An 18,661-nucleotide genomic window follows, 5' to 3' on the forward strand; every position below is an offset into this window, starting at 1 on the left:
GCAACCCACTGTCACGTTCCAGAGCCTGCGTACCATGAATCAACACGACGAAATCTACCTGATCGACCTGTGGCGCATCCTGCGGCGCGAGTGGCGCTGGGCGCTGGCCGCGTTGGTGGTGGTGCTGGGCCTGACGTTTGTCTTCCTGCGCGTGGCCAAGCCGCAATGGGAAGCCACTGCCTGGATCCAGGTGGGCGAAATCGGCCCCACGCCTGCCGGACGCGACCCCAAGGTCGAGCCGTTCCAGCGGGTGATCGATCGCATGAAGACGCGGCTGTTCCAGGACGCGGTCCTGCACCGGGCCGGGGTGCCGCTCAGGAGCCGTGCCGCGCAGCTGTATCGCGGCAGCCTGAAGCCGGATCCGGACCCGTATGCCAATCTCATCGGTGTGACCATCCGTGCCGAATCCGTGCAGCAGGCGCGCACCCTGGCGCTGGCCACCGTCGCCGCATTGCAGGGCTTGCATGGCGACACCAATGCTGCAGCGCTCGCGCTTGCACGGACGCGCCTGCAGGGGCTTGACGAAGATCTGCGCGTTGCCACGCTCACGCGCGCGCAACTGCAACAGCAACTGCAATCCGGGTCCGTAGCAAGCCCGGACCAGGTGCTGGCCGGGGTGTTGCTGACCGAAAACACCACCACCATCCGTGCGATCAAGAGCGAACGTGACGATCTGATTGCGCGCCTGACCGCGCGTTACACCTATCAAACCTCGTTGGCGTGGCCGTTGTATGTGCCCGAGCAGCGGGCGTTTCCGAATGCGCTGATGATCTGGGCGGTCGGTCTGCTTGGTGGAGCGGGGATGGGGGTACTGGCGGCAGTGGTCCGCAATGCCTGGCGTCGCCGTCGGGTTGAAGGTGACGCTGCCATCGCTTGAGAGCTGATGCAAGCGACTGTGCAGCCTTGCGGGCGCTGCGGCCGCACAGTGTGGCATGGCCCATGCGTCCATCCCGGTCCTGGCTGTCCCGTCCATCCCCATCTGGCGACCGCTCGCCATGGTCTGTCAGTCGCTGCGGGACGCGCGGTCATCGCCGTCGACTGCGGCGTGTCAGGCGACAGGGCAGTTTGCACGCGCAAGCGCGGCGCCTAGTGAGCGAGGCACAGCCCTGCTGACCAGGTGTTTCACCGCCGAATCTGTAGCCGATCATGCCGGGCAATCCCCGCGCGAACGGCACGACTGCAACCAAACCGGTGCAGGCCGGCACTCACCGGTCTATCAAGCGATACCGCGTTGGCGGTACCGCGTCTGGAGAGTGCCGTGAGATCAGCAGGACGGGTGGGGGAGGCGATGCATGTCAGTGCTCAGTGAGCATGCCGCGCGCGGCGGGACGGTCGCGCCCGAGCAGTTGCTGGAGACGCAACGCGCGTTCGACAGCGTCGCCCCCGATTACGATGGCCCACGCGGCAACAATGCGCTGATCCAGCGCATGCGCACCACATTGTGGGACACGGTGGCCGCAGAGTTGCCGGTCGGCGCGCGGCTGGTGGATCTGGGCTGCGGTACCGGTCTGGATGCGGGTGAGTTCGCGCGTCGCGGCTACCGTGTGCTGGCCACCGATTGGTCGCCGGCCATGATCGAACGCACGCGCCACCGCGCCGCCGCGCAGGGGCTGGAAGAGCGCCTGACAGCTGCACATGTCGGCATCCAGCAGCTCGATCAGCTGGAGGGCACCTTCGACGGTATGTACTCCAACTTCGGCCCGCTTAATTGCGCGCCGGATCTGCCGGCGGTGGCCGCCGAATGCGCGCGTCTGCTGCGCGCCGATGGTTGCCTGGTGTTTTCGGTGATCGGACGCATCTGCCCGTGGGAAGTTGGCCATTACGCGCTACGCGGGCGTTTCAAGCGCGCGGCGGTGCGTGCGGCCAAGGGCGCAACCGCCGTGGGCATGAACGGCCACACCATCTGGACCTGGTACCACCTGCCACGCGAGTTCTATCGCGCGTTCGAGAAGCACTTCGTTCTGGACAGCTACCGTGCCCTGAGCCTGTTCCTGCCGCCACCGTATCTGGTCGATTTTTGCGAGCGGCATCCGCGTGTCTCCGAGCGCCTGGGTGGGCTGGATGACCGCTTCGGTGGGTGGCCGCTGTTGCGCGACATGGGCGATCACTTCCTGATCGTGATGCGCAAGCGCTGAGTGGAGATGCCGATGTCCATGGCCGATGTCTGCCTGCAAGGCGCGCGATCGATCACGCTGGCGGGCCCGTCGCGCGCAGCGGTGAACATGCGCGCCGGCCGCTTCGGCGGCACGCTCGGCACCGGCACCTTGCGCCTTGACCTGCAGGGCCATGTGCTGGCGCCTGGGCTGATCAACGCGCACGAGCACTTGCAGGTCAACTGCGTGCCGCCGCTGCCCCAGGGCGCGCCGTTCGCCAACAGCTATGCATGGATCGAGGCGTTTCAATCACACTTTCAGCATCCGTCCGTGGCCGCGGCATTGCGCGTGCCCAAGGCGGTGCGCCTGCGCCATGGCGGTTTGAAGAATCTGCTCGCCGGGGTGACCTGCGTGGCGCAGCACGACCCCTGGCACGCCACGTTGGACGAGGCCGACTTTCCGGTCAGCGTCCTGCGCGAATTCGGCTGGAGTTACGCGCTGGGCTGGACCGGCTACGGCCCGCCGGTACAGGGCAGCTTTGCGGCAACGCCGGCGGCGCACCCATGGATGATCCACCTGGCCGAAGGCACCGACGCGGTGGCGCGTGCCGAACTCGACGCGCTGGATCGGCTCGGGTGTCTTGCCTCCAACACGGTCTTGATCCATGGCGTGGGCATGGGCGAGCAGGATATCGAGCGGGTGATTGCGCGCGGCGCGGCGGTGGTGTGGTGCCCGTCGAGCAACCTTGCGCTGCTCGGGCGCACGCTCGATCCATGGCAGCTGTGCATGGCCGGGCGGCTGGCGCTGGGCAGCGATTCGCGCGTCAGTGGCGCGCGCGATCTGCTCGAAGAATTGCGCATCGCCGCCGGCAGCGGATTGGCGCCGGATTTGCTGTTGGGTCTGGCCACCGATCAATCCGCGCGTATCTTGCGCATGGCAACGCGCGGACGGATCGCACCGGGCGCAGTGGCGGACCTGGTGATCGTGCGCGACCGCGGCGGCGAGCCCGCCAGCAGCCTGATCGGCTGCGAACGCAGCGCATTGCGCGCCGTGATCCGCGAAGGCAAGCCACGCATCGCCGATCCGGATTTTGCCCCCTGGTTCGAGGCCGCCGGCGTCCAGACCATCCCGGTGGTGCTGGATGGACGCCCCAAGTTGCTGGACGCCAGTCTGGCGGAGCCGGCCGTGCTCGCGCTCGAACCCGGATTGCAACAGGTGCAAAGCGTCCAGCAATCGTCGAACGCGCTTGCATCGATCGGTGTCGCGTCGTGAGCGCGGTCCCGGTGCTCGAGCCTGACGCGGCGTATGCGCTCTGGGCGCAGGCGTATCCGCCGCATGCGCACAATCCGGTGATGCAGGCAGAAGAGCGCGCAATGCTCGGTTTGATGCCCTCCACACTGCAGAACCTGCATGTGGTGGATGCCGGCTGCGGCAGCGGTCGCTACATGCTGCATGCGCTGCGCCGTGGCGCGCGACATGTCACCGGTGTCGATCTGTCGCCGCAGATGCTTGAGCGCGCCAAGGCGGAGCTCTCACAGCATTGGCTGCCGGCACGCGTGCAGTTGCAGCAGGGCAGCCTGGACCAGTTGCCGCTTGACGATGCGGTTGCCGACCTCAGCGTATGCGGTCTGGTGGTCGGGCATCTGCAGCTGCTATGGCCAGCGCTGGAAGAACTGCATCGGGTCACCCGTGTCGGTGGCCTGGTGCTGTGCAGCGACGTGCATCCGATCGGCCATGCGCTGGGCTGGCGCCGCGACTTCAAGGCCGATGGCCTGCGCTATGCGGTGCGCCACACCCAGCATCTGTACAGCCACTGGCATTGCGCATGCACGGCGTTGGGGTTTGCGATCGAAGCGGTGGCCGAGCCGATGCTGGACCCGGCCGATATCCCTGCCGGCGCGCGTTTCGACCAGACGGCGCTGCAGGTGCCGGTGGCACTGGTACTGCGGCTGCGGCGCCTCGCGTGAGCATCGCGCTGACACGTTGCCCGCGCAACCCGGGCGGTGCGGGCAACCGGCATGACCGGGCGTCGCGTCGCGCGGCGCGTGGCTGCGCCGGCCCTGCACATCACCTCGGCCCATCGGCAAGCGCACCGTGACACTGCATGTTGCACAGCTCAATCTGTTGCCAACGCCGGTCGGTTTGAGCGCCGGGCAGGTGTTTGCGCAATGGCCCTCGCTTGCCGACATTGCCGAGGCGGTGGCCAGCGCGCAGGTGCGCGTGTCGGTGATCCAGGCCTCCGCGTTGAACCTGCAGATCGCGCGGCAGGGCGTGGACTATCGCTTCGTCGCGCTGGGCCCACGAGGAAGCGCCACGCGCGCGGTGACGTTGTCCTCGCTGGTGCGTGACATCGGCGCCGATATCGTCCATGTGCACGGCCTGGAATTTGCCGGCGATGCGCGCAGGCTTGCGCGCCTGCTGCCGCACATACCCATCCTGTTGCAGGATCATGCCAATCGCCCGCCACGCTGGTGGAGCAGGGCGGTGTGGCGGGCGCGCTATGGCGCCGCTGCCGGCATCGCGTTTACCTCGCTGGAGATGGCGCAACCGTTTGTGCGTGCGCGCCTGTTTCCACGCCGTACGCAGCTGTTTGCGATTCCCGAATCCAGCAGCCGCTTCGTGCCCGGCGATCGCCTGCTGGCGCGCGAACAGAGCCAACTGCGTGGCGACCCATGCGTGCTGTGGATTGGCCATCTGAGTGCGGCCAAGGATCCGCTGTGCGTGCTCGATGCGGTGTCCATCGCGGCGCGCCTGTTGCCGGGCCTGCGGCTGTGGTGCGTGTTCGACCAGGCGCCCCTGCTGAAAGAAGTGCAGCAGCGGCTGCGAGACGATGCGAATCTGGCGAGGTGCGTGCAGTTGTTGGGCAAGGTCGAGCATGCACGCGTGCAGACGCTGTTGCAGGCGAGCGATGTCTTCGTGTCCGCCAGCCACGCCGAGAGCTGCGGCTATGCCGCGCTGGAAGCCTATGCTTGCGGCGCCCTGCCGTTGTTGACCGATATTCCGGCCTTTCGCGCACTCAGCGACGATGGCGCGGTCGGCGAACTGTGGCCGGTGGGCGATGCCAGCGCATTGGCGGAACTGTTGCTGCGGGTGGCGCGACAGCGTCCCAGCCGCGCGCAGGTGCGCGCGCATTTCGATGCACGGCTGTCGTTTGCTGCAGTGGGGCGGCGCTGGGCGCAGGCATACGCCAGCCTGCCGACACCGATACGAGCGCAGGCCCAATGAAATTGGCGTTGGTGGTGCCGGGGGGCGTGGATCGCAGCGGCGATGTTCGCGTGATTCCGGTGTTCCTGACCTTGATCGAATGGCTGGCACGCAGCCACGAGGTGCACGTGTTCGTGCTGCATCAGGAGCCCTTGCCCGATACCTGGATGCTGCGGGGCGCCAAGGTGCACAACATCGGCGCGCGACGTACGCGTCTGCGTGCGATCGGCGCCATTGTCGAAGAACACCGGCGCGCCCCGTTCGCGGTGATCCAGGCGATCTTTTCCGGTTACTGCAGCCTGATCGCAGTCAGTGCAGCGAAGCTGCTGCGGCGTCCAAGCGTGGTGCATATCGCCGGCGGTGAACTGGTGGCGCTGCATGCCATCGGCTACGGCGGCCGCCGCAAGTGGCGCGGGCGCCTGCGCGAAGCGGTGATCCTGCGCCTGGCCGATCGTGTCACCGCTGCCAGCGCGCCCATCGTCGCGTCGCTGCAAGCGCTTGGCATCGGCGCGCAGCGCGTGCCGCTGGGAGTGGATCTGCGTGCCTGGCAGCCGGTTCCACCGCGCGCCCGCCAGGGCGCAGTTGCACGTCTGCTGCACGTGGCTAGCCTGAATCCGGTCAAGGACCAACCGACCTTGCTGCGCGCGATGGCCGCGCTCAAGCGGGCCGGCGTGACCTTTACGCTGGACATGGTCGGTGTCGATACGTTGGACGGTGCGATGCAGCGCCTGGTACAGCAGCTGGATCTGCAGGAGCAGGTGCGCTTTCTCGGCTTCAAGACCCAGCGCCAGTTGCGCCCGATCATGCTGGCCGCCGACGTGTTGCTGATGTCGTCCCTGCACGAAGCCGGACCGATGGTGTTGCTGGAAGCGGCCGTGGCCGGTGTTCCCACCGTCGGCACGGCCGTCGGGCACCTGGTCGAATGGGCGCCGGTCTCTGCGCTGGCGGTGCCGCCGGGCGATTGGGCGGGCCTGGCCGAGGCGGTCCGGCAGGTGCTTGGCGATGACGAACTGCGCCTGCGTCTGGCATGGGCGGCGCAATGCCGCGCGGTGCGCGAAGACGCGGCCATGACCACACGCCTGTTCGAACAGATCTACCGTCAGTTATGCGAGCGCCGGCCGCTTGGTCCGACGCATTAGAACGAACGAGAACCTGCTGCGTCGCTGCCAGGCGGACGCAGCAGGTGCGGCGCGTGCCCTGCATCGACACCTGACGACTGCTCGCCATGGAGTGATGGTGGTGCGTGAGTCACACGGATCAGATCACATTGTGCGCGGCCAGCACGCACGACGCAGTTCCGGTGCGCATCTGGCGTGCCACGCACGCAGCGCCGGCTGATTGCCGCTTTCTTCAGGCATCGTAACCGCGGCGATCACCGCAGCATGCAAGGCCGCGGTGCCGACACGCGTTCCGCGCCGACGCTGGCAGCACACGCCAACACATGATTGCGCAGGACACCGACGCAGGCTTACGCAGGCTGCAGATACCCATCGAGCGCGGCACGCACCACATACAACATGTCGGTGCGCGGGACGGGACGGGTCAGCCGGGTCATCAGGCGGCGCGCCTGGGTCTGGCGCACCCACGGTTGGTCCTGCAGCCACAACTGGGTCTGCAGCATGTCGGCCCGCTCCTTGCGGCTCTCCGCCGACGGCACCACGCGTTGCTGCAGGTACTGGCGCGCCTCACGCAGCGAACCCGACCACTCGATCCCCGGTAGCGCAGACAACCACAGGTTCGAGCACGAGGCGGTGGTCAGCGACTGCCGGGCGGCTCGCATGCGCAGCAGTCGCGGACACTGCGCATGCAGGCGCGCCATCACCGTCGCTGGCACCACTGCGCGGTAATAGCGCTGCAGCAGCAACAACGGCGGCAACGCCCACCACGGCGAGACGGCCGGGTCTTCCCACAGCTCCTCCCAGTCGCGCGGCCCCATGCGCGTGGCCAGCAAGGCCAGATCGTGCAGATGCATCAGGCGGATGCTGCGATGGCAGATGCCGCCGGCCGCATGCAGCAGCAGGTGGCACATCAACGCGCCGATGGTGGGGTACGGATTGAGCCCGGAGTGCGGGCGCTCCGGCCAGATCCGCGCGGTGATCTCCACGCTGCGCACAGGCAGACGCTCCTGGATGCGCGTATGCAGCTCGATGTTGATCGGCGCGTCGCGATGCTCGCCCAAGCCGGCAACGGCGTCGCCTTGCAGCGGTTTGAACGCCTGGTGCTTCCATTGTTCGAACGACGCCACATAGCCAAGCCCGCACAACAGCGCCGCCGCCGCAGGCGCGTCATTCGGCTGCACCAGCAGATCGATGTCGGCCATTGGACGATCGCCGGGCAGATACACGCCCAGCCGATGCAAGGCGCTGCCCTTCAGACCCACCAGCGCGATGCCCGCGCTGCGTGCGGCCGCATCGATCTGCGTCAACAGCAGCGCAATCCGCCGGTGCCGGTCTTCGACATGGCTGCGCTGCTCGCTCAGAAAGGCCGTCCATTCGGCGTTCTGCCACAACGAGCGTCGCTGCAGTAGCGGCGAGACGCCATGCGCCGCCGCCGCCGCTGCGGCCAGCTGCCACTGCAATCGGTCCCACTGCGGCGAAGTGTCGCCAGGCTGTGCCAGCTCGTGCGCCAACTGCTCGGTGGCGGTGTGCAGGCCGTGTCTGATGCTACGAAGCGAAGGCTGCATGCGGGTGATCCGGAAAGTCGAAAGGGTGGGTCAATGGAATGTCGATGCTGGATGCTGATCACTCGGCTGGCTTGAGCGCGACGCACGGTGACTCCCGCGCAGGCCACCGCCTGACGATCACCCGTCCGCTTGCTGCCACGTTCGATCAGCCCACCAGTACCGTCTCCAGTTGCCGTGGCTGGCGTGCCGCCAGGGTGGCGAGCGGCTCGGTGCGGTGGAGCCGTTCCGAGGCGATCAATGCGGTCCAACGCGCTTCCAGCTGCTCGGCCGCTTGCGAAAAGGCATCGGCCGTCATCGTCGCGCGTGCCTGCTGCAGGTCGACCTGGGTATGCAGCAGATTGCGCACGCTGCGGTAGAACTCCGAGTCGTAGGCACCATGGAACATCATCGCCAGGTCGTCGCTGTCCTGCCAATGGGTCTTGCCGCCCAGCTGATTCTTCACTTCTTCGTAGAACTTGGTGCCGGGCAGGGGATAGGACACGCTGACGCCGATGATGTCCGGGTTGGCCTGTGTCACCAAGGCGCGCGTGGCCAGAATGTCGTCGAGTTCTTCGCCCAGATACCCCAGCTGGATGAAGAAGCCCACGCGGATGCCGTGTGCGCCCAGCCGTTGGCGTGCAGCGATCACCTCGCCCACCTGCGTGCCCTTGGTCATCTTGTCGAGGATGCGCTGGCTGCCGCTTTCCGCACCGATCCAGGCTTCCGCACAACCGGCACGCGCCAGCGCGGCGGCCATGCGATCGCTGGCCAGATCGGCGCGGGTCTGGATGGTGAACGGGATGGCGCCGTCGTCTTCGCTCAAGCGTTGCGCGAACGTCTCGACCCAATCGATATGGAAGCCGAAGATATCGTCGGCCATCCACAGGTGGTCGGGTTGGAAATGACGTTTGAGATGAGTCATCTCCGCGGCCACGTCTTCGGCACCGCGGCGTTTGTAATGGTTGCCCCAGATCGGCTTGGCGCACCAGTTGCAACGGAACGGGCAGCCGCGCGAGGCGGCCATGTTCAAGCTGAAATAGCCATGCCGCTGCTGCCAGAACTGCCGATAGCGCGGCATGTCGACCAGGTCCCAGGCAGGCAGCCCGCTCAGGCGTGCGTCCGGTGGCTGCGCGCCGGGGTGCGCGCGCGCCGCGACAGGGTCGCTGGTGGCAATGCGCGCCACGCCCGCCAACCAGGCCTGGTCATCGAGTTGCGGGGCGGTTTCCACGCGCTCGATCAGCTCGATCAACGGCGCGATGCCTTCGCCGATCAGGACCGCATGTGCGCCGGCGGCCAGAAAGACATCGGGGTTGTCGGAGGCGTCCGAGCCCGCCACCAGCACCCGGCAACCGGCCGCGCGTGCCTGCCCGATCATGCGGCAGGCTGCCTCGCGCATCCGGCTCAGGCACATCTTGGTGAGAAAGTTGAAGTTGTCCTCGTAGAACACCACCAGGTCCGGCTGCGCCTCATGCAGCGCGCCGGCATAGTCCTCCACGTCGTCGGCGAGCATGGCGTCGAACAGGCTCAGCGCATGCCCGCGCTCGCGCAGCAACGCGGCAATCTGCAGGGTGGCCAGCGGCGGATACGGCTTGCCGCGTTCCCATTGTTTCGGGTCGTAACGCAAGAAGTACGAATGACTGACCTGGATCTTTAGCATCTGCACAAGGCTCTCGTTCTGTTGCCAGATGACGCGCAGCGGTCGCGTGCGCAGACACCGGCATTCGGCTCGGCAGTAGGTGCGCACGCAGGCACCTTTGGTTGCGCCATCGCGCTGCGCTCCAGCGTCGATGTGTTGCGGCAGTTCAGCGCCTGCGTCGATGCAACCTTTCGCCATGCAAGGCGCACACACCGGTTGATCAACGCAATGGATGACAGGCATGCCGCAGTCGGCTGCGTGGGCGCAACACATGCCGGTGAGCGAACGCGCAGGCGTGGTTGCGCCGAGTACGCCCGCACCGGAGACGGGCGCGGCAGACCCGTTCGGCGAGCAGCATGCGCGGCGCTTCAGCGTGCAGCGGCAGATCCTGGGTGCACTTTTCCACTTTCATAGCGACAGCCAGGCGTTACTGGCGCTGGTCGATGCCGCTTACGCGGGCCTGCCGGCGCATTGTCTGCCGGCCGCGCCGCAGTTCCATCTCACGCTGGACCTGGTGCCACGCGCGCCGGGCGCAGCGGTCGGTGTGCCGCCGGTACGCACGCATGCGGTTGGCGGGCTGGTCTGCGGCGTCATGGATGCCTGCAATTACCTGATGCTCTCGGTGCCCGAGCGTCGCGCGATGCTGGTGGTGTCCGAGGACATGCTGGCGCACGCGTATCACGTGCGCTACGAACTCATCGAATTTGCGGTGTTCCTGCTTGCCGCGCGCGGCATCGGGCTGGTGCCCCTGCATGGCGCCTGCGTTGGCCGTCACGGTCGCTGCGTGCTGTTGCTGGGCGCCAGCGGCGCGGGAAAATCCACGCTGGCGCTGCACAGCCTGCTGCACGGCCTGGAATTCATTGCCGAAGACGGCGTGTTCGTGGCAGCGGAGAGTCTGCTGACCACCGGTGTGGCCAACTTTCTGCATCTGCGGCCGGAATCGCTCGGGCTGCTCGATGCGCGGACGCGTGCATGGATCAGTGCTTCTCCCACCATTGCTCGCCGCAGCGGCGTGCACAAGTACGAGGTCGACATTCGCCACGGCCATGCCACGCTTGCGCCCACACCGTTGCAGTTGAGTGCAGTGCTGATGCTGTCCAGCCAGCCTGCCGATGCCTCCGCGCCCGTCTTGGCGCCAGTGCCGGTCACGCAGATTGCCGAGTGCCTGGCGCGGGACCAGCCGTATGCAGCCGGTCAGCCCGGCTGGCAGCGGTTTGTCGCGCAGGTGCAGCGCGTGGGCATGTTCACCCTGCGCCGCGGCGCGCACCCGCATGCCTCGGTGGAGGCCGTGCTGCAGGTGTTGCGGTGACAGGTTGCGCGATTGCGCACGCGTGGCGCCTGCCGCGTGCCGCGGATCCAACGGCGCATCAGGCATGCGGTGCAGCAGATGCATAAGCCCGCACATGGCGGCCGGATGCGAGCGGCGCTGCGCAGCTTTGCCGACACGCTGCTGCCCGCAGACCTGCCGGCTGTGGCACTGTACGTCGCGCTGTCGCTGGCTGCCGCGTGCGTAGGCAGCATCGTCGCGGTGTGCCTGGTGCCGCTGGTGCAACCGGGCCACAGCGTGCAGTTGGCCGGCTACCGACTCGCATTGCCGGGTGGCCTGCCGATACAGGCGAGCCTGTTCGTGATGGTGAGCCTGTTGTTCGCCGTCCTGCGCTGGTGGGGCGCACGCCTGGCCGCACGCCTGACCAGCCGCTATGCCGTGGGTCTGCGTGGGCGAGTGCATGCCGCATTGATCGATGCGCCGTTGCCGGCGCTGGCAAGTGCCAGTTCGGCCGAAATCGCCAACGTGCTCACCTACAATATCGAGATCGCCACCCAAGGCTTCAGCGCCGTGCTGCAGTTGCTGGTGGCAGGGATGACCGCAGTGGTCAGCCTATGCATTGCCGTGCTGATCGCACCTGCGCTGCTGTTTGCCACCCCCCTGTTGTTGGTCCTGGCCTGGCTGGGTGTGCGCCTGTCCGGTAGCGATGCCCAGGCACGCATCAGCCGCGACTATGTGGCCGACATGACGCAGCTGTTCTGGTTGAGCGAAGATTTTCCGCGTCGCCTGCGCCACGTGCGTTCGTTTCAGCGCGAAGAGGTCGAAACACGGCATTACGAACGCATTTCGACGCGATTGGGGCAGGGCTACGCACAGCAGCAGGAGCTGGTGGCCAGCAGCCGGCTGGTCCTGGAACTCACCGCCGTGGCCGCAATCGCCGGCATTCTGGTGCTGGCCAACCTGTGGCAGGGCGCCGACCGCGCCGCGCTGATCACGGTCAGCCTGCTGCTCGGCCGGTTGTTGCCGTATCTGGTCACCACGCGGCAGAGCGTGCAGCAATTGCGTTCTGCCTGGCCGGCGCTGCAGCTATGGCGGCGCCATGTGGATCTGCGCTCGACGCGCATGCAGGCATCGGCCGAGGCCGCGCCGCCGCTGCCGGCTGCGTTGCATGTCGAACGCGTCGAACTGGCGGCACCGCTGCCTGCGCTGGATATCGGCCCGCTGCTGCTGGTGCCCGGAGAGATGAGCTTGATCGTCGGGCCCTCCGGTGTCGGCAAGAGCAGCTTGATGGACGTGCTCTCCGGTCAGACGCCGCCCGCCGCGTTCGATGCGCACATGGGGGGGGCGTCGGCTGGATTTCGCCGCTTACCGGCAGCTGATCCGGCACAGCGCCTACATCGGCCAGGGCGTGCGGCCCTGGCAGCGCACGGTGCGCGATTGCCTGGAGTGGGCGTTGCCAGGGACCACCGAGCCGCGCATGTGGCAGGTACTGGCCGACGTCGGGCTGCACGCGCGTCTGCAGCGCGACGGCCATGGCCTGCTGACCGCCATCAACGGCCCGGAAAGCCGCCTGTCCGGTGGCGAGCTGCAACGTCTGCTGTTGGCGCAGGTGCTGCTGCGCGCGCCGACCCTGGCGGTGCTGGACGAGGCGACCAGCGCACTCGATGCGCAAGCCGAACATCAGCTGCTGTGCACGGTGCGGAAGCGTCTGCCGCATACCGTGCTGGTGGTGGTCTCCCATCGCACCAGCCTGGCCTCGGTGGCCGATCGCACCGTCGCGCTTGGACAGACACCGCTCCCGCAGCCGCAGGGCAGGCGCGCGGCCCCGACGACGCGCCTGGGCGCGTGAGTCGCGTGCATCGCCGGCCTGTCACCGCAACGCAACGGCGCTAGCCGGCAATCTCCTCCAGCGCACGATTGCGCGTGCGCGGCCCGAACACGGCGATCACGCCCGCGACGATCGACATGCTGATCACGATGAACATCAGCACGCCATGGCTGCCGACCTGCGCAAGCAGCCAGCCGATCAATACGCTGCTCACTGCCGTCGCCAGACGGCTGAACGAGTAGCAGAATCCCACCGCCCGCGCACGCAAGCCGGTGGGGAACAACTCGGCCTGATAGCCGTGGTAGGCAAAACTCATCCAGGCATTGCAAAACGCGATCATCGCCCCGCACAGCACCATGCCGATGGCCTGATGCTGCAGCGAAAACAGCACGCCAAACACCACCGCGCCCAGCGCCGAGGCGGTGATCTGCCATTTGTTTTCCCAGCGTTGCGCAAAGCGCAGCAACAGCAGCGGCGCAAGCGGGTAGGCCAGCGAGATCGCAAACGAATACCCCAGGCTCTTGGTCACCCCGGTGCCTTGCGCGGCAATCAGCGCCGGCAACCAGTTACCGAAGCCGAAGAAACCGATGGCCTGAAACACATGGAACACCACCAGCATGCCGATGCGCCTGCGATAGGGTGCCCGCCACAAGGCCGACACCCGCGCCTGGGCGGCAGGCGTTGCGACAGCCAGTTGCGGCGCGGGCAAGGGCGCGCCGATATCGCGCACGCAGCGCGCTTCCAGTTGCCCCAGCACCGCATCGGCTTCGGCATGGCGGCCCTGCGCTGCGAGCCAGCGTGCCGATTCCGGCAAGCGGCTGCGCAGCCACCAGATCGCCAATGCAAACACGCCGCTCAGCAATACCACCCAGCGCCAACCGCTCACCCCCAGCGGCGCATGCGGCACCAGCAGCCAGGCGGTCAGGGCGACGGTAGGCACCGCCAGAAACTGCACGAAGAAGGCGAACGCAAACGCTGCACTGCGCATGTGCCGCGGCACCAGTTCGGACAGGTAGGTGTCGATGGTCACCAGCTCGATGCCCAGCCCGATACCCACCACAAAGCGCAGCACGATGACCCCGGTCGCGGTGCTCTGCAGACCCATCGCCACCGTTGCTGCGGTGTACCAGACTAGGGCGAAGGTGAACACCAGGCGGCGACCGAAGCGATCGGCGAACGGGCTCAACAGTGCGGCGCCGACGAACAGGCCGACAAACGTGGCCGCGGCGAAGGCCGCCTGGTCCGACATGCCAAACACCCCATCGGCACCCTGGGCAAAAATGCCGTCGGCAATCAGCCCGGGGCTGATGTAGGCGGTCTGGAACAGGTCGTACAGCTCGAAGAACCCGCCCAGCGCCAGCAGCCCGACCAACCGCCACAGCGTGGCACTGGCCGGCAGTCGATCGATGCGCGCGGCGATCTGTGCGGCACTGGAGTCAGGGGCGGCCGGGGCGCTCGTCGCCATCGTCGTCTCGCGTTGCCAAGTCAGCCTGCATCATAGCCAGCGGCCTGATCCGCCAGCGCCGGTCCTTCGTGGCACCGTCGACGTGTTCGCGCCTTGGTCGGTGCATCTGTTGCGGCGCCGCGGCCAGCCGAGCCTGGAGCAGTCAACGGAACGACGCGACAGCTGCCAGGTAGGCGCAGCCGATGCTCGGTGCGGCATCAACCGCGCGTGCACGCCGGCTCTTGCGCCGTCCCAGCCGCCCGACGGCTGCTCGCGCTAGGGTTGCCAGCCGCGCTTGACGACCCAGCTCCGGCCCGCAGCCGGTGTTCGGCTGCTGGAATGCTGTAATCCTCTCAGTGTCAGGCAGGCGGCTGGCAATGCGCCGCGGGCAGCCCCATCTCTTGCCCATCACTTAGTTCCGGAGCCGTCCGATGACGCCCATTTCCGTGCTCGACCTGGCGCCCGTCTGCGAAGGCAGCGACACCAGCCACGCCTTCGCCAACATGCTCGATCTGGCGCAACACGCCGAGCGCTGGGGCTATCACCGGTATTGGTTGGCCGAGCACCACAACATGCCCGGCATTGCCAGCGCGGCCACGGCGGTGTTGATCGGACACGTCGCCGGCGGCACCAGGACCATCCGCGTCGGTTCCGGCGGCATCATGCTGCCCAACCACGCACCCCTGCAGGTGGCCGAGCAGTTCGGCACGCTGGCGTCGTTGTATCCGCAGCGCATCGATCTGGGCCTGGGCCGCGCGCCCGGGACCGACCAACCGACGGCGCGCGCATTGCGCCGCTATTTCGACAGCGCGGACCAGTTTCCGCAGGACGTGGCCGAGTTGCTGCGTTACTTCGCCCCTGCCGTGCCGGGGCAGCTGGTGCAGGCCGTGCCCGGTGCCGGACTCGATGTGCCGGTGTGGCTGCTCGGGTCCAGCCTGTTCAGTGCGCGCCTGGCTGCCGCGATGGGCTTGTCGTTTGCGTTCGCCTCGCATTTCGCGCCCGATGCGATGGACGAGGCGGTGACGATCTATCGCCGCGAATTCCGCCCGTCCGCGCAACTGGCCAAGCCGCACGTCATGCTTGCCCTCAATGTGGTGGCGGCCGAAACGCAAGCCCAGGCGCGTCGTCTGTTCACTACCCAGCAGCAGAGTTTCGTCAATTTGCGTCGCGGCAAGCCCGGCAAGATTCCGCCGCCCATCGACGACATCGACAGTTTCTGGCAGCCGCATGAGCGTGTCGGCGTGGAGCGCGCCCTGGCGTGCACCGTGCTCGGCGATGTCGACCAGATCGCGCAGGGCGTGGCCGCCTTCATCGAGCGCCACGCGCCGGACGAGCTGTTGTTCACCGCCAACATCTACGACCATGCCGCGCGCCTGCGTTCGTTCGAGATCGCAGCCGAAGCGGTGCGCGAGCTGGACGTGACCATCGCGTGATTCACGTCGCTTTGCGCGGCAATCCGCTCAGATGCGTGCATCTCCATCGGGAACATACGCATGCAACTTCAGGAACGTAGCGAGAGCATCAAGCAGTTGGCAGAATTGATTCGCGGCGTGGACATTGCGATGTTCACGACCGTCTCGGCGGACGGCAAGTTGGTGAGCCGCCCGCTGGGCACGCAGGAAGTCGAATTCGATGGCGACCTGTGGTTCGCCACCGCTGCCGACAGCCCGAAGGTGGCGGAGATCGCCGCCGACCCGCGCGTCAACGTGGCCTACGCCTCGGCATCCAGGAACACCTATGTGTCGGTCGCAGGCACCGCCCGCGTGGTGCACGACCGCGCCAAGATCGATGTGTTGTGGTCGCCGGCAATGAAGGTGTTTTTCCCCGGCGGCAAGGACGACCCCAACCTGCGCCTGATTCACGTACGCGCCGAGTCGGCAGAGTATTGGGACGGCCCCAGCGGCCTGCTCGGCAAGGCGCTGTACTTCGTCATGGCTGCCGTCACCGACGACACTGCCAGCCTCTCGGACAACCGCGTGGTCGATCTGAAGTAAGCAAGACCTGGCGTAAGCGCCAAGCCCTGATCCGAGCGCCAGGACCTGACGTCAGTGACACATCCCGATCCAGTCACCAAGGCCTGGCTTTAGTGCGACGGTCGGGCGTTCTACACGAGCGGTCCGTTCGAATGCGGCGAAAACTCGTCGCCGCAAGCTTCGCTTGTTCGCGTGTGGCGCACTGTGTCGCCCACAACGCAACGCAGTCCGCACGGGGCGTACCACGACACCACTGCAACCCAGGATCGCTCAACTGCGCGCCAAGCACGTTAGCCCCTCTCCGGCGGGAGAGGGGTTGGGGTGAGGGTACGTCCGCCAGCAACCTCGACGTTTGACTGACATTGCCAACCGGCTTTGGCCAGCGGAAAAGTTTCACCCACGTTCCAGCGTGAAGCGTGATCAGTCGGCGCCAACAGGCGCAATCAGGCGCGCACGCAAGGTTGAAACTCAACGCCAAGCGACCGGCCACCACCCGCGAATCAGATCCACCAACTGATCCGACGTGATGCCGAACACTGCGATCGATGCCAGTGCCGCCGCCCAGCCAGCCAGCATCAAGGCGCCATCGCGCTCCAGCAAGGCCAGCGCGAACAGCAACAGGATCAGGCCGAACAGGTAGTTGGTAAACGGGATCGGCAGCGTCAGCAAGATACCGACCAGCACCAGCAGCAGCCCGGTGAACACCTGTGCCGGTATCCGATCGAGCATGCCGTGCAGACGCGGCTTGAGCAGGCGATCCAGGCGCTGCAGCGTCGGTGCCAGCTTCGCCACGAAGCGCTGGCTGGTGCGTCGCCGCGGCCCGCGTTCGCCGATAAAGGCTGGCACCCACGGCTTGCGCAGGCAGCACATCATCTGCACGCCGATCAGCACCGTCAGCGGACCGCTGATGCCGCCGGCCACCCCCGGGATCGGAATGAACGAAGGCAGGATCGCCAGGAACAAGAACACCCCGAACGCGCTTTGCTGCAGGTCGGCGAGGATGTCGCGCACCCGCAGCACGTGCTCCGGGTCGCCGTCGCTGAAGGCCGCCAGCAAGCTGCGGATGCCTTCGTTGCGGTAGCGCATCTGCTCGCCGCCGGACGCGTCGGATGGCGGGACGCCGTTATCCGACGATGTCATCGCTGTCCTCGTCGCCGATGCGGCTCAACAGCAGCTTGTCCACACGCGCGCCATCCAGATCCACGATTTCGATGCGCCAACCGGCCCAATCGAAGAATTCGCCGGCCTGCGGAATGCGGCCGAAGTAGTAGATGCACAGCCCGGCCAGCGTGTGGTAATCGCCTTCGTCGGCTTCCGGCAGTTCGGCGCCCAGCACTTCGCGCAATTCTTCCACCGGCAGCGAACCGTCGATCAGCAGCGAGCCGTCGGCGCGGGTCACCACCAACGCGTCTTCGTCGGTGTTTTCCACCGCCTGCAAACGTCCGACCACCGCGCCCATCAGGTCGCTGATGGTCACCAGCCCGCGGATTTCGCCGTATTCGTCCACCACCAGCGCCATCGACTGCTGTTCTTCGCGGAAGATCTCCAGCAGCTTCATCGCATGCGTGGATTCGGAGACGAACAAGGTATCGCGCAGTGCCTGGAACAGGTTCTCGCCGTGCCCGCCCAGGCGCGTGACCAGCGATTTGACTTCCAGCACGCCGGCAATGTCCTGATCGCTGCCGCGGTACACCGGGTAACGCGAGAACTCGTGCTCGCGCATCACCAGCAGATTGCGTTCCGGCTCGGCATTGGCATCCAGCCAGGCGATGCGGTTGCGCGGGGTCATCAGGCTGTCGGCCGTGCGATCGCCCAGCCGCATCACCCGGTTCATCATGTCGCGCTCGTGCGCATCGATCACGCCGGCCTCGTGGCTTTCGGCCACCAGCATGCGGATCTCTTCTTCGGTGATCGATGCCGATTCGTCCTTGCCCATGCCCAGCAGGCGCAGCACCAGCCGGGTGGAGCGCGCCAGCACCCACACCCCCGGCGCGGCGATCTTGGCCAGCCAGGTCATCGGCACCGCGACAAAGCCGGCGATGTCCTCGGAATTGCGCAGTGCCAGCCGCTTGGGCACCAGCTCGCCGAAGATCAGCGTCAGAAAGGTGATCAGGGCCACTGCCAGGGTGCTGCCGATCACCGCCGAATACGGTTTGGGCTCGCCAACCAGCGAGAAGGTGGCCGACAGCGCAGGGAAGGCCAGCTGCAGCCGTTCGCCGATCGCCTCGCCGATGGCTTCGCCGCCGAACAGGCCGGTCAGGATGCCGATCGAGGTGATGCCGATCTGGACCGTGGACAGGAAGTTCTCGGGGCTCTCGGCCAATGCCAGGGCCCGCGCGGCGCGCTTGCTGGAGCCGGCCATCTGCTTCAGGCGGCTCTTGCGCGAGGTCATCAGCGACATCTCCGACATGGCGAAGAAGCCGTTCAGCACGATCAGTGCGATGACGATCAGAAACTCAACCACGGGCGTCTTCCCCGGTCAGTGAAGGGGAGGGCGGGCAAGCACGGGGTTGGCCGGCGCGCGCGAGGGCGGGGCGGCAACGGGGAAATATAG

At 66.9% G+C, this 18,661-nt stretch carries 13 protein-coding genes, 1 other RNA gene and 2 pseudogenes; 11 read left to right on the top strand and 5 right to left on the bottom strand.

The annotated features are described in order from the left end of the window. Positions 1–34 precede the first annotated feature (34 nt). From Y887_RS16345 to Y887_RS16370, 7 genes are all read left to right on the top strand, one after another. The gene (locus Y887_RS16345) at positions 35–877 is read left to right on the top strand and encodes a Wzz/FepE/Etk N-terminal domain-containing protein (protein WP_046965372.1); all 843 of its coding nucleotides are present in this window, start codon (positions 35–37) and stop codon (positions 875–877) included. 55 nt (positions 878–932) lie between these two features. After that, positions 933–1,009, top strand: a non-coding RNA gene (locus Y887_RS19395) — sX9 sRNA. Between the two features lie 283 nt (positions 1,010–1,292). After that, a complete protein-coding gene (locus Y887_RS16350) occupies positions 1,293–2,135 on the top strand; it encodes a class I SAM-dependent methyltransferase (RefSeq protein ID WP_046965359.1) in 843 nt (280 codons plus the stop codon). 12 nt (positions 2,136–2,147) lie between these two features. Then, positions 2,148–3,365, top strand: a complete 1,218-nt coding sequence (locus Y887_RS16355; RefSeq protein ID WP_181112879.1) for an amidohydrolase family protein — start codon at positions 2,148–2,150, stop codon at positions 3,363–3,365. Further along, the gene (locus Y887_RS16360; protein ID WP_046965361.1) at positions 3,362–4,060 is read left to right on the top strand and encodes a class I SAM-dependent methyltransferase; all 699 of its coding nucleotides are present in this window, start codon (positions 3,362–3,364) and stop codon (positions 4,058–4,060) included. The genes Y887_RS16355 and Y887_RS16360 overlap by 4 nt, the downstream gene beginning before the upstream one ends. A 127-nt stretch (positions 4,061–4,187) precedes the next feature. Next, positions 4,188–5,318 carry a glycosyltransferase family 4 protein gene (locus Y887_RS16365; protein WP_046965362.1) on the top strand — a complete coding sequence of 377 codons (1,131 nt, stop codon included), beginning with the start codon at positions 4,188–4,190 and terminating at the stop codon, positions 5,316–5,318. Further along, complete coding sequence (locus Y887_RS16370; RefSeq protein WP_046965363.1) at positions 5,315–6,436, top strand: glycosyltransferase family 4 protein; 1,122 nt, start codon at positions 5,315–5,317, stop codon at positions 6,434–6,436. Before Y887_RS16365 ends, Y887_RS16370 begins: the two co-directional genes overlap by 4 nt. A gap of 329 nt (positions 6,437–6,765) precedes the next feature. Here Y887_RS16370 and Y887_RS16375 read toward each other — a convergent pair whose 3' ends face one another. Together Y887_RS16375 and Y887_RS16380 are read right to left on the bottom strand one after the other, a co-directional pair. Continuing rightward, positions 6,766–7,980, bottom strand: a complete 1,215-nt coding sequence (locus Y887_RS16375; RefSeq protein WP_046965364.1) for a nucleotidyltransferase family protein — start codon at positions 7,978–7,980, stop codon at positions 6,766–6,768. Positions 7,981–8,125: 145 nt separating this feature from the next. Next, positions 8,126–9,680: pseudogene (locus tag Y887_RS16380) on the bottom strand (B12-binding domain-containing radical SAM protein). A gap of 156 nt (positions 9,681–9,836) precedes the next feature. Here Y887_RS16380 and Y887_RS16385 point away from each other — a divergent pair. Both Y887_RS16385 and Y887_RS16390 read left to right on the top strand, forming a co-directional pair. Next, positions 9,837–10,904: a phosphoenolpyruvate carboxykinase (ATP) gene (locus Y887_RS16385; RefSeq protein ID WP_046965365.1), complete on the top strand. Its 1,068-nt coding sequence runs from the start codon at positions 9,837–9,839 to the stop codon at positions 10,902–10,904. Positions 10,905–10,982: 78 nt separating this feature from the next. Next, positions 10,983–12,711 (top strand): annotated as a pseudogene (locus Y887_RS16390) (ATP-binding cassette domain-containing protein). A gap of 40 nt (positions 12,712–12,751) precedes the next feature. Here the strand turns inward: Y887_RS16390 and Y887_RS16395 are convergent. Further along, positions 12,752–14,155: an MFS transporter gene (locus Y887_RS16395; RefSeq protein ID WP_046965366.1), complete on the bottom strand. Its 1,404-nt coding sequence runs from the start codon at positions 14,153–14,155 to the stop codon at positions 12,752–12,754. 410 nt (positions 14,156–14,565) lie between these two features. Between Y887_RS16395 and Y887_RS16400 the strand changes: the two genes are divergently transcribed. Together Y887_RS16400 and Y887_RS16405 are read left to right on the top strand one after the other, a co-directional pair. Continuing rightward, entirely contained in the window at positions 14,566–15,567 is a 1,002-nt protein-coding gene (locus Y887_RS16400; protein WP_046965367.1) for an LLM class flavin-dependent oxidoreductase, read from the top strand. Between the two features lie 60 nt (positions 15,568–15,627). Next, positions 15,628–16,128, top strand: a complete 501-nt coding sequence (locus Y887_RS16405; RefSeq protein ID WP_046965368.1) for a pyridoxamine 5'-phosphate oxidase family protein — start codon at positions 15,628–15,630, stop codon at positions 16,126–16,128. A gap of 447 nt (positions 16,129–16,575) precedes the next feature. On the opposite strand, the gene Y887_RS16410 is transcribed toward Y887_RS16405, so the two are convergent. Further along, on the bottom strand, positions 16,576–17,247 hold the full coding sequence (locus tag Y887_RS16410; protein WP_046965369.1) for an exopolysaccharide biosynthesis protein: 672 nt from the start codon (positions 17,245–17,247) through the stop codon (positions 16,576–16,578). Further along, positions 17,231–18,571, bottom strand: a complete 1,341-nt coding sequence (locus Y887_RS16415) for a hemolysin family protein (protein ID WP_046965370.1) — start codon at positions 18,569–18,571, stop codon at positions 17,231–17,233. The genes Y887_RS16410 and Y887_RS16415 overlap by 17 nt, the downstream gene beginning before the upstream one ends. Positions 18,572–18,661: the final 90 nt, after the last annotated feature.

The sequence above is a fragment of the Xanthomonas pisi DSM 18956 genome, from assembly GCF_001010415.1.
GTDB classification, from domain to species: Bacteria; Pseudomonadota; Gammaproteobacteria; order Xanthomonadales; family Xanthomonadaceae; genus Xanthomonas; species Xanthomonas pisi.

What these genes read in the sequence shown, in the direction of transcription:
- Y887_RS16355 (WP_181112879.1), top strand. Translation starts at nt 2,148, where the DNA reads ATGTCCATGGCCGATGTCTGCCTGCAAGGCGCGCGATCGATCACGCTG.
- Y887_RS16410 (WP_046965369.1), bottom strand. Translation starts at nt 17,247, where the DNA reads ATGACATCGTCGGATAACGGCGTCCCGCCATCCGACGCGTCCGGCGGC.
- Y887_RS16350 (WP_046965359.1), top strand. Translation starts at nt 1,293, where the DNA reads ATGTCAGTGCTCAGTGAGCATGCCGCGCGCGGCGGGACGGTCGCGCCC.
- Y887_RS16345 (WP_046965372.1), top strand. Translation starts at nt 35, where the DNA reads ATGAATCAACACGACGAAATCTACCTGATCGACCTGTGGCGCATCCTG.
- Y887_RS16370 (WP_046965363.1), top strand. Translation starts at nt 5,315, where the DNA reads ATGAAATTGGCGTTGGTGGTGCCGGGGGGCGTGGATCGCAGCGGCGAT.
- Y887_RS16395 (WP_046965366.1), bottom strand. Translation starts at nt 14,155, where the DNA reads ATGGCGACGAGCGCCCCGGCCGCCCCTGACTCCAGTGCCGCACAGATC.
- Y887_RS16400 (WP_046965367.1), top strand. Translation starts at nt 14,566, where the DNA reads ATGACGCCCATTTCCGTGCTCGACCTGGCGCCCGTCTGCGAAGGCAGC.
- Y887_RS16385 (WP_046965365.1), top strand. Translation starts at nt 9,837, where the DNA reads ATGCCGCAGTCGGCTGCGTGGGCGCAACACATGCCGGTGAGCGAACGC.
- Y887_RS16375 (WP_046965364.1), bottom strand. Translation starts at nt 7,980, where the DNA reads ATGCAGCCTTCGCTTCGTAGCATCAGACACGGCCTGCACACCGCCACC.
- Y887_RS16405 (WP_046965368.1), top strand. Translation starts at nt 15,628, where the DNA reads ATGCAACTTCAGGAACGTAGCGAGAGCATCAAGCAGTTGGCAGAATTG.